This is a genomic window from Flavobacterium ginsenosidimutans (assembly GCF_003254625.1).
Taxonomy (GTDB): domain Bacteria; phylum Bacteroidota; class Bacteroidia; order Flavobacteriales; family Flavobacteriaceae; genus Flavobacterium; species Flavobacterium ginsenosidimutans.
In genome coordinates this window covers 86,878-101,330 of sequence record NZ_QJRJ01000073.1, presented here as the reverse complement: position 1 = coordinate 101,330, position 14,453 = coordinate 86,878, and the positions used below count along the sequence as shown (strand labels likewise).

The window sequence follows — 14,453 nt, the reverse complement described above, 5'->3', positions numbered from 1 at the left end:
CTGTGAAAACCCATGTTTTCGCAAAGTGAATCTGTTTTATCCACGTACTTTAATTTTCTTTTCCGATAATAAAATCAAAATGCTCAGTTTTACCGGCTCTTAAATTGTTGATTTCATTTTGAACTAGTTCTTCTAAAGAATCAGCGACAATATTTCTGTCCCAAGATTCATTTTGAAGCTCGATGATTTGACCAAATTTCCCTTTTTCAGCTGGATCTGTATCGTATAGTAAATAATCACCATTTCTTCCTGTGGCAAACGGAATCCATTTTGGGTTAGCGTAATTGTTGGTTTGGATTTTTTCGAAATCTATTTCTTGTTCAGGTAAATCTTCTTCGTCAAATTGCAAATCTTGAATAGAATTCCATTCTTCTGAAATATCTGCAAACGGAATTAAATCATAACTCCAATTGTTTACTCCAAATTGAAAAACAGCCGTTACGGGATCGTAATCTACATTTTGAACTTTGTAAAAGTTAATTAATGCTGGCGGAATTGTAATATCGTCTTCAAGTTCAATGTGTTCTTGAATGTCGTTTTCGGAAATTCCCTCTGTAAGATTGTAGTAATCATTGTTTGTTGAAACGATTTTATTGATTTCTAAAATCCATTCCTGCCATAAAGGTTCAAATGATTTGTATTCGGGATCAAGAGACGCTGTGATTTTCTTTTCTTTTTCTTCAGAAGCAGAAATGCTTAAACTTGTGATTTTACCGTCTTCTTTGTCAAACCAAACACTTGTTTCGTTTAAAATAAAAGCACCGCTTCTGTCTCCTTTAAAAAGTTTTACAAGTTGACTTTTATTATTTTCGTAGTATTGAAATAATTCTTCTCCATCAAAAATAAATTCTCCAGTAAAGATGTTTTTTGCGCAATAATCATATTCTCTAACTTCAAATTCAATAGCCAAACTTTCAACTTTGTTTCCTTCTTTAGAAAACGCCATAATGCCAAGTTCGTCCCAAGTATAAATATGATTGTATTGTTTTTTGATGTGTCTGCAGTCTCCTAAAGCTTGTTTTAAAACTGTTATATCAATTGGGAATTCGATGTTTGTATTGTTAATCTGAAAGCCTGTTTTGGATAATTCAAGTTTTGTCATTTTGCTTTTTATGGGGTTTAAAGGAAAAGAGAAACTAGATAATCTTCTTGATTACACGAAGTTTATGGGTGTGTTTTTTTAATTCAGGATTATAAATTCCGGTATGGTCTAAACGATCAATACGAACTTTTCCACTTGCGTGAATAATGTAATTGTTTTCCATTATAATACCAACGTGCGTAATATTTCCTTCGTCATTATCAAAGAAAGCTAAATCGCCCGCTTCACTTTCTTCAATAAAACTTAAAGGATCGCCTTCAAGTGCTTGCTGAGAAGCATCGCGATGAATTTTATAGCCGTTTAATTTATAAACCATTTGAGTGAATCCGGAACAATCAATTCCGAAAGGTGTTTTTCCGCCCCATAAATACGGTGCATTCAAATACATAAAAGCAGTCTTTATTAAAGCACTTTTAGGTTTGACACCACTGGTTTTGGTTCCTTCAAAATCAAAGTTTGAAGTATTGATTTCGCTATTATTTAAAAATGATAATGAAGCTCCAAGCGGAATTGGAAGCAATAAATTATCTGGAGCAGTGATATAATCAATTAAATCGGCATTTAAGATAATGGCTTCTTTGCTTAACTGATTAAATTGCTGTTCGGTGATAACCTGATATTGTTTGGAATCTACCCAGCCTTCGTAATCATCAAATTGAATTCTGATTTTAGCCCATTGATTATGGCGTTCTAAAATTTCGATGTGCTCTCCAAACAAAAGTTGTGTAACTATTTCACTTCTGTCACTTGGTTCAGATCGAACGGGTACTATGGCAAGATTGCAAATTCCGAACATTTAAGGAAAATTATAAGTTGAAAATCAGGAGTTGCAATTTATAACTCCTGATTTTTTGTGATATTGTTTTAAGCTCTCTCGATAACAATTGCAGATGCACCACCACCGCCATTGCAAATTGCAGCAGCTCCTGTTTTAGCATTGTTTTGCTCTAAGACATTTAGTAAAGTTACAATAATTCTAGCTCCTGAACAACCCAGCGGATGTCCAAGTGAAACAGCTCCACCGTTTACGTTAACTTTATTGTTATCAAGGTTTAATATTTTTGAATTGGCTAATCCAACCACAGAGAAAGCTTCGTTGAATTCGAAATAATCTACATCTGAGATTGAAATTCCCGCTTTATTTAAAGCTTTTGGAAGTGCTTTTGCTGGACTTGTAGTAAACCATTTAGGTTCTTGAGCGGCATCTGCATATCCTTTTATGTAAGCAAGAGGTTTTATTCCTAATTCGTTTGCTTTTTCTTCAGACATTAAAACTAAAGCAGCAGCTCCGTCGTTGATGGTTGAAGCATTTGCAGCAGTTACAGTTCCGTCTTTTGTAAAAACAGCGCTTAAAGAAGGGATTTTATCTAACTTAACATTAGTGTACTCTTCGTCTTTTGAAAAGATAATTGGCTCACCGCGTCTTTGCGGTACTTCAACAGGAACAACTTCGTTATCGAATTTCCCGGCATCCCAAGCTTTAGCACTTCTTTCATAAGATTGAATAGCGAAAGCATCTTGCTCTTCACGGCTGATGTTGTATTCAGTTGCACATAAATCAGCACAAACTCCCATTGCGTTGTTGTCGTAAGCATCTGTCAAACCATCTTTTTGCATTCCGTCAAGCATAGTTGCTGGGCCAAATTTGTTTCCAGCACGCATTTGCACATAGTGAGGAATCAAACTCATGCTTTCCATTCCGCCTGCTACAACAATTTCAGCGTCACCGCATGCGATTGCTTGAGCAGCAAACATTACGGCTTTCATTCCAGAAGCACATACTTTGTTTACTGTTGTAGCAGCAACTTCTTCTGATAATCCGGCAAATAATGCAGCCTGACGCGCTGGCGCTTGTCCAACACCCGCCTGGATTACATTCCCCATGAAAACTTCATCGACTAATTTTGGGTCAAGGTTAATTTTTGAAAGGGCTCCTTTTATAGCAGCAGCGCCTAATTTTGGTGCAGGTACACTAGATAACCCGCCCATGAAACTTCCGATAGGTGTTCTAACGGCAGAAACGATAACAACTCTTTTGTTCATTTTCTGTTTAATAATAGTTAGTAAGCAAATTTACTCTTTATTTGAATAAATTCAAATTTTGTATTGAATAGGGGTGATTTTAAATTTAAGGTCAAATTTTTGTTAATTCTATTTGTTTGATTGTGAAGTGGTTTTGAAAAAAGATGAAAAAAAACTAAAAAAACTCAAAAAAAAGCTTGTGAGAAAAGGAATGATGTTATACATTTGCACTCGCAAAACGGAAGCAATTCCTTGAGCAAGGAGAGGTGCCAGAGCGGTAATGGAGCAGATTGCTAATCTGTCGACGGGTAACCGTCGCCAGGGTTCGAGTCCCTGTCTCTCCGCTTAAATTTTGCCTCGGGGTGTAGCGTAGCCCGGTTATCGCGCCTGCTTTGGGAGCAGGAGGCCGCAGGTTCGAATCCTGCCACCCCGACTACAATTGAAATAATGGTCGCATAGCTCAGCTGGATAGAGCACCTGCCTTCTAAGCAGGCGGTCGAAGGTTCGAATCCTTCTGCGATCACTTGTGAAACCCGCTATTTTGCGGGTTTTCTTGTTTTTACTGCTTTTTTAGGTAATGTGTCAGATGTGTTGGTAGTCAATTATTGCATCAAACATTTACAGATTATCAATGATTTATAATAAAAAAAACAGCCTTCGGGCTGTTTTTTTTATTTTATAATTTTTTATATGCTAGTTGGTTTATGGCTGTTTTCTTTTTATACTGTTTTCTTTTAGTCTGCTTATGAATGCAAATCTTTTAAAGGCATGACTTAGGCCTTCTGGTTTGGGAAGCTTATTAGAGAACCTATTTAGGGATGATGCATCAAGAATTGTCAGATCTTTTTATGCACGGGAAAAATGCGCCCTGTTTGGAATTGGGAGGTAGGACGGCATTTATATTCACAAAGCTGAAGTGCAGTTTAGAGGCAATAAAATGATTTGTCAGAGTTTTTTTTAAGAGCATAAACTCCCGCAGCTTTATACTCAGTTAGTGCATAAGGAGTTCGTATTTTGAGAGCCTCGTCATAATAAGCAGCAACTTTAATGTGTTTTTGAATTAAGAACGGCAGGAAGAAGATAATTAGTTACAATCTGCGAAGCCTGCTTGTGTGCATAAGGCTGATTGTAGGCTGTAGATGTAAGAACAATAACCAAAGGCAGGTTTTGAAAAATATAGACTTTATTTCCTCCATTGCCGCTGCATAGATAAGCTTCATAGCTTTTGCCTTCTATTTCAAATTTTTCTCTCCAGAAAAGATATCCGTACCCACTTAAGTTTTGATCTTCTGGGAAATAATTGGTAAATGTTTTTTTGACCCAAGATGAAGATAGCAATTGTTTTCCCTTCCATTTTCCTTTGTTCTGGTAGAGTTGGCCGTATTTGGCAAGACCGAGAGTTTCCAGTCCTAATCCGCCAGCTGTATTGGCAACTTTTTGCGGAGTGTACTGCCATTGATAATGGGTGATTTCCAATGGCTTAAAAAGTTTTTTATCTGCATAAGATTCAAGCCCTTGTGGCACTTTTTGATTTAGAATATCGCCAATTACAACAACTCCTGCTGTAAAATAATCCCATTGCTTTGCGTTTTTTTTGTTTTTATCTATCGGAAGGTCCAACGCAAATTTTACCCAATTGTCTGTAGGATACATATTTTCTTCATTTCCAGGAGAATTCCAGTCCTGATCTGAGCCTTCAAAAGAAGAACTCATTGTAAGAAGATCTTTTATTTTAATGCTGTCTTTTGAAGCTGTATAATTGGAATAATCCTTAAGATTGTAAAACTGGCTTAATGACTGATTTTCATTTTTTAGATATCCTTCTTGAATTGCTATTCCAGTCATTGTAGAAGCAAACGATTTGCCCACAGAACGGGTATCATGAAGACTTTTTCTATTGGTTCCATTAAAATATTCTTCCAGTAAAAGTTTTCCATTTTTTATAACTGCCACGCTTGTTATTTCTTTAAAACGTTTCTGCAGTATTCTTGTATTCAGTTCTTTAATTAGTCTTTTATCAAACCCGTCATTAGAAATGCTCCATCCGCTTCCAGTTTCAATAGGCTGTATGGCTATTTGTTTTTCGGTTAACTGAATTGCGGGCTGCTCAAAATGAATCTGGCCTTCAGCTATAATAGTTCCGGTTTTAATGCCACTATCAGTTTTTATATAGGGACGGATTTCTATTTTTAAGAGATGCTTCCCGCCAAAAACAGCGTCTTCTCCGCCATTAGCATAATAAAATCGAGACCATAAATAACGTCCCCAGCTGTCTTCATTGGTTGGGCTTATTAAAGGAATTCTTAAAGTTATCCATTGGTTTTTGCCTTTGGAGGTTCCAGCTCCCGTGTTTAAATTTTCTGTATAGATTGATTTTCCATCAACATAAAATGTAAACTGAAAATTTCCGTTTTTAAGCAATTGTTCGGCTGTTAGACTACTATTTAATTCATGCAGATAGTTGGTCAGTGAATTTTTTAGAAAGAGGCGTGCATCAAGGGTGCTACCTTCTTTAAATTCAAACGCTGTAAGAAATTTATCTTCGGTAAGCTGTTCTATTGGGTATTGAGCATTAAGGAAAACAATTTTTCCGGCATATTTTGTCTGAAGCGGACTCATTGGTTCATCTGGCTTCACGATGTTCTGTGCAGTCAAAATGCCTATTCCAGCCAGTAAATGTAAAATTCCAGTTAGTAATAATCTCATGGTTATGTCTTTAAGTTATTTAACAAAACTAATGATGGGTAAAACACCAGTATAGAATAAAATTAACATGAGAGTTATTTTTCATGAAAATTTTTAAGATGCTGCCCGACAGTCAGATTATGGGTGATTTTTGCGCAGGCAATTGATATTCATAAAAGCAGATTTCTAAAATTCATAGGAGTTGTTCCTATGTTTTCTTTAAAACATCTGTTGAAATGGCTTTGGTCGGAAAAACCAGCTTCAAGAGCAATTTCTGCAAGCGAACTGCGATTGTCTGACAGCATGCCGATTGATTTTTTTATTTTGATTTTACGGATGTATTCGCCTAAGGAACATCCAAAATACTTTGGAAAACATCGGGAGAGATGTACAGGATGTATATCTAAGAGTTTTGCTAAACACGGAAGAGAAAAATCATTCAGGTTTTGCTCATGAAGAATTTCTTTTAGAGTTTTTGCCCAATGCGGAATAAATTTATCTTCAGTTTTATATTTCGAATCAATTTTCTCCAATACTTCAATCAATAAAGTATTTATAGTCAAATTGCTTACGCTGTCATCTAATTTGCTTTCCTTGAAAATTTTGTAAAATAATAGCTGTATGCCAGTATTTTTAATTGAAATGCTGCCTTGGACCTGTTCGGTTTTTAAGCTGTAATTTTTAAACCAGTCCTGATTTATTTCGATATGAAAACCACGGGTAAATCCAGGAGGTTTTATATTATAATGCGCATCATCCCAGTTATGGAAAAGAAGACTTCCCTGTGAGCACTGATAAATTTCTTTTTTGTTTCCTTCCAAAACTCTGCCTTGCAGGATAAAAGTGAAGTAAGGCTTTTCGTGGTAATGCCAGTCTACTTTTTCGTGGGTATATTCTGTATCAGTAATGGTAAGTCCATCTAGAACAATAAGACTGTTAGTCTCACCAAAAAATTGCCCAGTACTTAAAGCTTTCATAAAGTCGATATAAGTTTTGTTTTTGCAATTTAATAAAAAGTAATCTTACTTGTATTAAAGTAAGATTAAATCGTTTCTTTCTATTTCTAGTATTAATAGCGTATTTTATTTTTGATCGGCTTTACTTAATCTTTTTCGGTTTGATAAATTATCAATCGTTGATTTTGAAGGCTTTTTGTGTTTTTCAAAACCTGCTTTGCCATGATTCTGCGATAAAGTTTAAATTGCTCAATAATCTTTAAAGTCGCCTTGGCTTTTTGTGGTAGATTGGAGGCAGCTCCAGTTTTTTAATTTCTTAAACCATGCTGCACTGATTCTGCACCAAATATTAAGTCCAGTGCAGTCTGCATTTCTTTATCAATATTATTCAAAACATTGTTAGAATTAGGCTCAGTTTTGTAATCAGGCATTGTGCCGTGTCCAAAATTGACGGATGAATCCACGGCATTGGTATATTTTTGCAATGGAACGGTGAGTGCAAATCCAAATGGCTGCACCAGACTCACAGGCAGCATTCCGCTATTATTTCCCTGATAGCCGCCACCGGTTTCCTGACCTATAAATGCTGCTTTTCTGTTATGGGACAATATTGCTGCAACATCTGCGCATGAGGACATGCAAAATCCGTTAATCAGAATATAAGTTTTGCCTCCGTAATTATTTTTTACAGGTTTTTGCATTTCGTAATAATCGAATTCTGGTGTATGTTTTGCTTTTTGCCACAGCCAAATGCCGTTTTTTTCTACGGGTTTTCTATAAAAAAGCTTTAGCGATAAGCCTTTTATTTCTTTCGCCACCGTTTCTGTAACTTCTATTCTATCCCAATAGCGAAAAGGCTGGTCAAAAAAATGGCTGGTAAAATATTCGGCATTAGAGTCTGAGCCCCCCGTGTTGTCTCGAAGATCCACAATAAGGTTCTGAATGGATCTGCTCTTAATTTCGTCAAAAGCCTGGTCTATAAATTTCTTAAAATCCTGATTTGAATTTTTAATGTCGGTTTTAGCGAACGAATGAATCGTTAGAAAAGCAACATTGTTTTCAATCTTAAATTCCAACTGCTTCGATCTTGCCGGTTCTTCTAAAAATCCATCCTTAGCAATATCATCAAATCTGGCTCCTGTGGTGCGGTACGTTTTCTCTATATTATTCTGATTCACCAAAATGCTGAAATTTTCGCTTAAATCGATATTTCTGTACCAGCTTGGGAATTGCAGATTCAATGCTCTCCATTTTAGCGTTTGATTATAGCCGTCAGAAGGAATGAGCGCAAACAGCAGTGCGGTGATTTCGGGAATGCTTTTTCCGTTGATGCGCACGATTTCATCACCTGGCAGAATACCGCTATTATCCGAAAAATTCTTAACTACATATGCTTTGTCTTCTGAAAAGTAAAGCTGGAACGGAAACAGATTTGGGCGCATATTCAACTGGTCTAAATATGCTTTGGGTAAGGAAATGCCAGTATGCAGGCAATTGATTTTTGCGACGATTGGCTTCAGTTTCTGAAAAGATTCAAATACCGTTAGCGAATCCCTAATAGTTTTTTTTATTGAATCGATGTAAGCGGTAAATTGAGTTTTGGCGGTATATCTGTAAAACCCCGGATGCTTTTCGCTAAGTTCTTTCTGCAGTTCATCGATGGTGTTTTTTACCGTTTCAGCCGAAAACTTCTGATTATTGGATTTTGGTGTCTGCGTTTGTGCAGATGACATCAGTCCAATAAAAAAAGCAGCTATGAGTGATAGAATTGGTCTTGCCATTTTTTTTATATTAGAGTTTCTAAAATTTTTTTACCGTTTTCATTTTTTTGGTTTAATTCGATGGATTTCTTATACATTCTGATGGCTTCTTCTTTGCTGTTATCCTTTAATAAAGCTTCTCCATAACTATCATAGGCATTCCAGCTATTTGGAAATAGAAATACATTTAATTTGAAAATCTGCAGAGCATTTTTAATTTCCCCTTTTTGCATCATTCGGTATGCCCATTCGTTTAATTCAAATTCATTTGGTTTGAAATAAGGGTCTTTTTTAATCTGTTCTTTCACAACTTTAATTGCCCTGTCAAATCCAGTTTTACGTAAATTAATTCTTAAAAAAGTCAATGGATCTGCATTCAGAATATCCGGGATATAGCAGGCTGCTAGTTCTTCCAAATAATCTTCAGGTGAACCGCCGCCCAGATTGGTCAGTACAATTACAGCGAGGTCATCGTCAGGATAAATAAGAAAAGCTGCCCTACCGCCGCCTGACATGCCTATAGCCCTATGATGCTTGCGAAATTTTGCTAGGCCCCATCCCAATGCCCAGGGCGTATTTTGACCGTTATTAAATTGAATTGGAGACCACATGGTCTCTATAGTTGCTTTGGATTTTAGGAGTTTGCCGCTTTGCAAAGCAATAACCCACTGCGCTATGTCTTTTGCGGTGCTATTAAGTCCAGCCGCGGTTCTTCTGAAATACGGAAATTCATAATAATTATTTACCATTTTCTGCTCCATATATTTTTGTCCATCTAACGCTGTTCTATAAAAATAGGTTGGTGCAAAATGTGGTATCACATCACGGGAATCTCCAAAAATAGTACTGCCCATGCCTGCCGGTTCAAATTGTTTTTCTGAAAAAACTTCAGCAAATGGCTTTTCTCTAAATTTGTCTATTATTTTCCCTAAAAGATATGCGTTAGTCTGATTATAGCTAAACCGCTCGCCAGGCTGAAATTCCAAAGGGATGGATTTCAATTTTTCCCATATGGCTTCTTCATTTTTCAAAGCTGCCAAGCCGCCTGTGTATGGGTCTAGCAGCTTCAGCAGATCGGGTAGTCCTGAACAATGGGTTAGCAACTGTTTAATGGTGACAGATGCCCATGATGGAGGAAGGCCATCCAAATATTTAGAAACAGGATCTGAAAGTTCAATTTTTCCATCTTCAGCCAGCTGCATAATTGCTACGCTGGTAAAAACTTTTGTACAGGAATTAATGGCAAAAATCGTTTGGCTGTCTACAGGAATATTGTCTTGGATATTTGCAACACCATAAGATTTATTTAAAGCAATTTTTCCGCTCTGCACAACTGCTATCTGCAATCCCGGTATTTTTCGTTCGCTCATTTCTCGTTTAATGATACTATCAACATCAGCAGTTTTATTTTGAGCAGATAATGATGTTCCTGCTATCGCTAAAGTAATTAAAATGCTGTTTTTCATAATGTTTTAATATTGTTTAGAGGAAAAAGAAATCTGGTTTCTAAGTATATAAGCTATCGTACCGATAGGCAGAATTGGCAAAATCAGCAATAATGCCAGCGGTAAAATGATGGTCTTAGCAGTCAGATAACCGAAACGTACCGCATTTATACAGTATAAAAATATTGACTTCAATCTTGCCTTTTCCTTCATAATTTTTGCTTAGCCTGAAATTATCTTCAAATCTAAGCATAAGAAAAACAGCAAAAATTGACTATGGGTAAGTTTTAATGTCCGGCAGCTTTTTCTTTTGTCGGTTAAGAACTTTCTGCAGTAAGTCTGAGGCAATAGGAAATGATTTTAAGAGGTATGCGCGGGAAAATTTGAGGTCTATGTTTTATCAGCCTAAATATAGATGTTTAGGCTTCTTTCAGAGCAGCATTCTTTTTCTCATTTTTAGGCATTTTTTAGGCTTTTTAGGTGTTTTTCCGCTATAATTTTCTTCTTCAGATTCCTATTGAGCTATTGAGAAGGGATTTCGAACCATTTTATGCTACCTAGTTAGTTAGTTAGTTAGTTAGTTAGTTAGTTAGTTAGTTAGTTAGTTAGTTTTTGATTGCTTTTATTTTTGGTTTTGGCCGGTAAAGGGGAGGTTGGTTTGGAACGGCTTGCAACTTTAATATATATCTAGTAGAATTATTGGTATTATTTTGAGGCGAGGATTTTGAAAAGTCTCTTTTTAAGCTTTCAGTGAAGCCTTAATTTAGCTTATGATCAGAAGTTCGAAAGAGAGCAGGATTCGAACCTTAAGCTTGAAACCCCCATATTTCCTGCATTTTTATTTTTTTTCGACCTAGTGCGCCCCGATGTTGCTATGATGGAGAAATTAGGTTTTGATATTTACGTAGGCGGATTAAAACCAAACGAGTTGCAATTTTGCCAGCAAGCAGTTTCTAATTACAAAAGGTTAAGTCCGGTAATCTGGCAAGGAGATTTGTACCGATTGGTTTCGCCTTATCAACGAAGCAGAGCAGTGCTTATGTATGTCAATCAGTAGAAAGTCAAGTCGATAGTTTTTTCTTATACCCTGCATCCATTAACCGATCCTAATTATAGTTTTGTAAGATTAGAGAGACTTGATCCTTTAAAAAATATAAAGTCGAAGAAATTGATATCATGCCGGAAGCCAAAAAATGCTTTTGAGGCATCAGGAAATGTTTTTTCCGAAGATTTACTGATGAAATTAGGAATAAAAGTTTCTTCTTCCAGACTGGAAAGCAGTATTGTACTGGAGATTACTGGAGTTGATTAGTTTTTAAAAATTTAATTGTATAACTTATTGTAAAACAGGAAATAGTATTTTATAAAATAGGTAAAATAGTATTAAATATAGATAATATTGTCTTGTAAAAAAATTAGTGTTGTTTTTACATTTACAATATAATGCTATTTCTTAACCTATTAATTAAATAAACTATGAAAAAACTTTTATTACTGATTGTCATTTTTCTATCCAGCTATTCTGCAATTGCACAGAAAACGCTTTTTACACCCACAGAATGGAGTGATCCCAATAATGAATTTTACAATAAAGTATCCAACACCAGAAAGTATGAGTCTACGAACTTTGTTGTTTACTGGGGTGATAAAGTGGGTACAAATCCTGCAGCGTATGCTGATGCAACCTTAAGATTTACTCCGAAATCGGTTGCAGATACGCTTGAGACTAGCTTTAAACGCTACATTACCGATTTGCATTTTATAAATAATGCCCCAACAACAAATTTTGGAAAATACAAGATCATTATTATGATAATGAATACTTGGAATTCTACAGATCCGAGATTAGAGGCCTTTGCTCAGGCTAGTTCGTTTAGCAATACAATTGGTGCAATGTTTGTACATCCGGAAGCGACAAGAGATGGGGGAGCATTGTCACATGAGTTTGCACACACCCTGCAAATGATGATGCAGATACAGGAAAATCCAGGTGCGGGAAAAGCATTTTCCGGATACGATTGGGCAGGTCCTTTCTTTGAAGGACATGCCAATTTTATGCGAGCCCAAGCGTACTCACAATGGGCAGAAATTGACGGAACTCTCACCCGCTGGATTCAGACGAAGCATTTTATGTGGTCGTCTACCAGACATCATTACACGAATTTTCATTTAATGTATTATGTGCAGGAAAAAGAAGGTTTTGATTTCACTAGAAGAATGTGGGCGGAATCTATGAATGAAGAGCATCCGCTTGAAACCATTAAGCGATTAAAAGGTTTTACGCAAGACCAACTTGATGATTATCTTTGGGGCTATGCGCAAAGACAACCTGCATTTGATTATCCTATCCAATGGAACTCTCAAATCAATGCGACGAGTAATTTTGGAAAAACCATCAGAACGGTGTATAACAGCATAAAAACAAATATGCCTCGCTATACCAGCAGAGAATACACACTTTTAACTAAAGTTACAGGAACAACAGATCAATATTATACAAATAACGATTGGGCTCCACAAGATTACGGAATGAACGTAATTCCTTTATACCCAACCTGTACGGGAACCCAAAAGAAAGTTACCATTAAATTTAAAGGACATACTGAGGTTAATACAACTCAAGCAGGATGGAGATATGGTTTTGTTACGACAAAGACCGATGGTACTATTTCGCGTTACAGTCCAATGTATAAAGTGGATGGCGAAGCTTCGTTTACGCTTAATACCGCTACAGAAGCCAATATTTATTTGGTAGTTTTTGCTGCGCCAAAAGTCCATGTAAATTACAATATGGATGTTGGTTACCCAAAACAAAGAAGATATCCTTATGAACTAAAAATTGCAAATGCTGCTCCTGAAGGATATCAGCCTGCAGCAAATTTCAGAAGTTATCTTAAAACAAACGGACATCTGCACACTAACGGAGGCGGATGGGTTTCTAATAATGCGACTGTTGCATCTACAGTATATGTAGGTCCTTATGCAATTGTAAGAGCCGGAAATGTTTCAGGAAATGCCCGAATAGAAGATTATGCTATGGTAGATGGCGGAACTATAAATGGCAGTGCGATTGTTAGAGGAAATGCATGTGTGTACAACGCAACGATATCAAACACTGCAATTGTTGAAGGCAATGCCTGGATGGAAGGCGGATCTGTAAAAAACACAGCAAATATAAAAGGAAATGCAATGCTGTTTGCGGGAGATTTTGGAAGCTCAGTTGTAGTGGGTGGTGATGCAGAAATTGGCAGCTGTTCTACACCAGGTGTTTATTTGCAGTTTCCATATTGGAGAAACGGAAGAGATAATTGCGATGGTAAAGGCGCAGCTGATACTTCTAATATCGACATCAATGCAGCATTTACCAACTTTACAGCAGCACAGATGGCTTTTAGCTCCACACCTAACTGCACAGCATCAGCACTTAGTTCCAATAAGTCAACCCTAGAGTCAGAAGTTGATTTGAGCATCTATCCTAATCCAGCAACTGGAAATATAAATATAACTTTTTTGCAGTCTGAACAGCAAAAAGTTACAATTTCAGTATTTGATACCAGCGGGCGCAGTTTAAATGTTATTAAGAGCCAAATTTATGATACGGGCAGAATTGAAATTCCTTACAATTGCAGTAATCTAGCTCCTGGGGTTTATTTGCTGCAGATTCAAAGAGGAAATGAAGTAGTCAGTAAAACATTTATTAAACAATAATGATTCATTAGCAATTACTTGGCACTATTGTAAAAAGGCGTAAGCTTAAAAATTGCAGGGTCTGACTTTTTAATTAAAGTTGGACCCTTTTTCTTGATTATTTGCTCCGATTCAGAAAATAGCGGTTAGAAATGAGGCTGAGCCGAAAAAGCGCATTTCAGCAAGTGCAAAATAATATTTTTTAAACTGGGGGATTACTTTTTTATTAAGTCAAAAAGTTTCGAACCTAATCCTAGCAGGCTTTTATTCTGCTGGATTTCTTTTTTTCAAAAACACCATGCGCCACGATTCTGCCATAAAACTTAGACTTTTGAATTATCAATAAGTTAGTTAGTTAGTTAGTTAGTTAGTTAGTTATATGTTTTTTCTTTTTTCTCAGACTTCTTTTATTTTTGGTTTTGAATGGTGAAGGGGGGAGTTGGTTGGAAGGACGTTGATTTGGATGTGAGGATTATTTTATCTTTTAATTTATAATGATTCAATAAGATTTGTGAGGTTTTGGTTTGAGTCCAGTTCCTGCTACAACGATATAAGCTTCAGAGTAATCTGGAGTTTTTTTTGTTTTAACTATCTTTGTCAGCATCTATTCACGAGAGAGATGCTCGCGCAAGTAGGTAATGCTATGGCTATATTTGGCGGAGAATTTAAATAAATCTCAACTGTAGGGAGTAGGCTATGCTTAATATGGAATTGGAAGCTGCACTTTTTTATGCCACATAATAAGCAATAAAAATTTAATCTTAATATCTTTTATAAACCTTTTCAGTAAACAACT

At 36.3% G+C, this 14,453-nt stretch carries 10 protein-coding genes and 3 tRNA genes; 6 read left to right on the top strand and 7 right to left on the bottom strand.

All coding sequences use genetic code 11. The features are described from left to right. Window positions 1-49: 49 nt before the first annotated feature. The 3 genes from DM444_RS07845 to DM444_RS07835 all read right to left on the bottom strand — a co-directional run bounded on the left by DM444_RS07845 (window position 50) and on the right by DM444_RS07835 (window position 3,145). Window positions 50-1,102, bottom strand: coding sequence for an SMI1/KNR4 family protein (locus tag DM444_RS07845; protein ID WP_111285330.1), 1,053 nt, complete (start codon window positions 1,100-1,102; stop codon window positions 50-52). Between the two features lie 34 nt (window positions 1,103-1,136). After that, window positions 1,137-1,898, bottom strand: coding sequence for a C40 family peptidase (locus DM444_RS07840; RefSeq protein ID WP_111285328.1), 762 nt, complete (start codon window positions 1,896-1,898; stop codon window positions 1,137-1,139). Window positions 1,899-1,966: 68 nt separating this feature from the next. Next, entirely contained in the window at window positions 1,967-3,145 is a 1,179-nt protein-coding gene (locus tag DM444_RS07835; protein WP_111285326.1) for an acetyl-CoA C-acyltransferase, read from the bottom strand. Window positions 3,146-3,384: 239 nt separating this feature from the next. Here DM444_RS07835 and DM444_RS07830 point away from each other — a divergent pair. The 3 genes from DM444_RS07830 (at window position 3,385) to DM444_RS07820 (ending at window position 3,647) form a co-directional block, all read left to right on the top strand. Next, window positions 3,385-3,468: transfer RNA gene (locus DM444_RS07830), tRNA-Ser, on the top strand. Between the two features lie 14 nt (window positions 3,469-3,482). Further along, a tRNA-Pro gene (locus DM444_RS07825) sits at window positions 3,483-3,557 on the top strand. A 16-nt stretch (window positions 3,558-3,573) separates the two neighbouring features. Then, window positions 3,574-3,647: transfer RNA gene (locus tag DM444_RS07820), tRNA-Arg, on the top strand. 521 nt (window positions 3,648-4,168) lie between these two features. Here DM444_RS07820 and DM444_RS07815 read toward each other — a convergent pair. From DM444_RS07815 to DM444_RS07800, 4 genes are all read right to left on the bottom strand, one after another. Then, the gene (locus tag DM444_RS07815; RefSeq protein ID WP_111285324.1) at window positions 4,169-5,830 is read right to left on the bottom strand and encodes a serine hydrolase domain-containing protein; all 1,662 of its coding nucleotides are present in this window, start codon (window positions 5,828-5,830) and stop codon (window positions 4,169-4,171) included. A gap of 149 nt (window positions 5,831-5,979) precedes the next feature. After that, window positions 5,980-6,786, bottom strand: coding sequence for an AraC family transcriptional regulator (locus DM444_RS07810; protein WP_111285322.1), 807 nt, complete (start codon window positions 6,784-6,786; stop codon window positions 5,980-5,982). Between the two features lie 287 nt (window positions 6,787-7,073). Beyond that, window positions 7,074-8,546: a S41 family peptidase gene (locus DM444_RS07805; protein WP_111285320.1), complete on the bottom strand. Its 1,473-nt coding sequence runs from the start codon at window positions 8,544-8,546 to the stop codon at window positions 7,074-7,076. A gap of 5 nt (window positions 8,547-8,551) precedes the next feature. Beyond that, a complete protein-coding gene (locus tag DM444_RS07800; RefSeq protein WP_111285318.1) occupies window positions 8,552-9,991 on the bottom strand; it encodes a serine hydrolase domain-containing protein in 1,440 nt (479 codons plus the stop codon). A gap of 853 nt (window positions 9,992-10,844) precedes the next feature. Here DM444_RS07800 and DM444_RS07795 point away from each other — a divergent pair. From DM444_RS07795 to DM444_RS07790, 3 genes are all read left to right on the top strand, one after another. Next, window positions 10,845-11,027, top strand: coding sequence for a hypothetical protein (locus DM444_RS07795; protein WP_162614938.1), 183 nt, complete (start codon window positions 10,845-10,847; stop codon window positions 11,025-11,027). A gap of 111 nt (window positions 11,028-11,138) precedes the next feature. Then, window positions 11,139-11,282 carry a hypothetical protein gene (locus DM444_RS23590; protein ID WP_162614937.1) on the top strand — a complete coding sequence of 48 codons (144 nt, stop codon included), beginning with the start codon at window positions 11,139-11,141 and terminating at the stop codon, window positions 11,280-11,282. Between the two features lie 164 nt (window positions 11,283-11,446). Next, window positions 11,447-13,678, top strand: coding sequence for a DUF6055 domain-containing protein (locus tag DM444_RS07790; protein ID WP_111285314.1), 2,232 nt, complete (start codon window positions 11,447-11,449; stop codon window positions 13,676-13,678). Window positions 13,679-14,453: the final 775 nt, after the last annotated feature.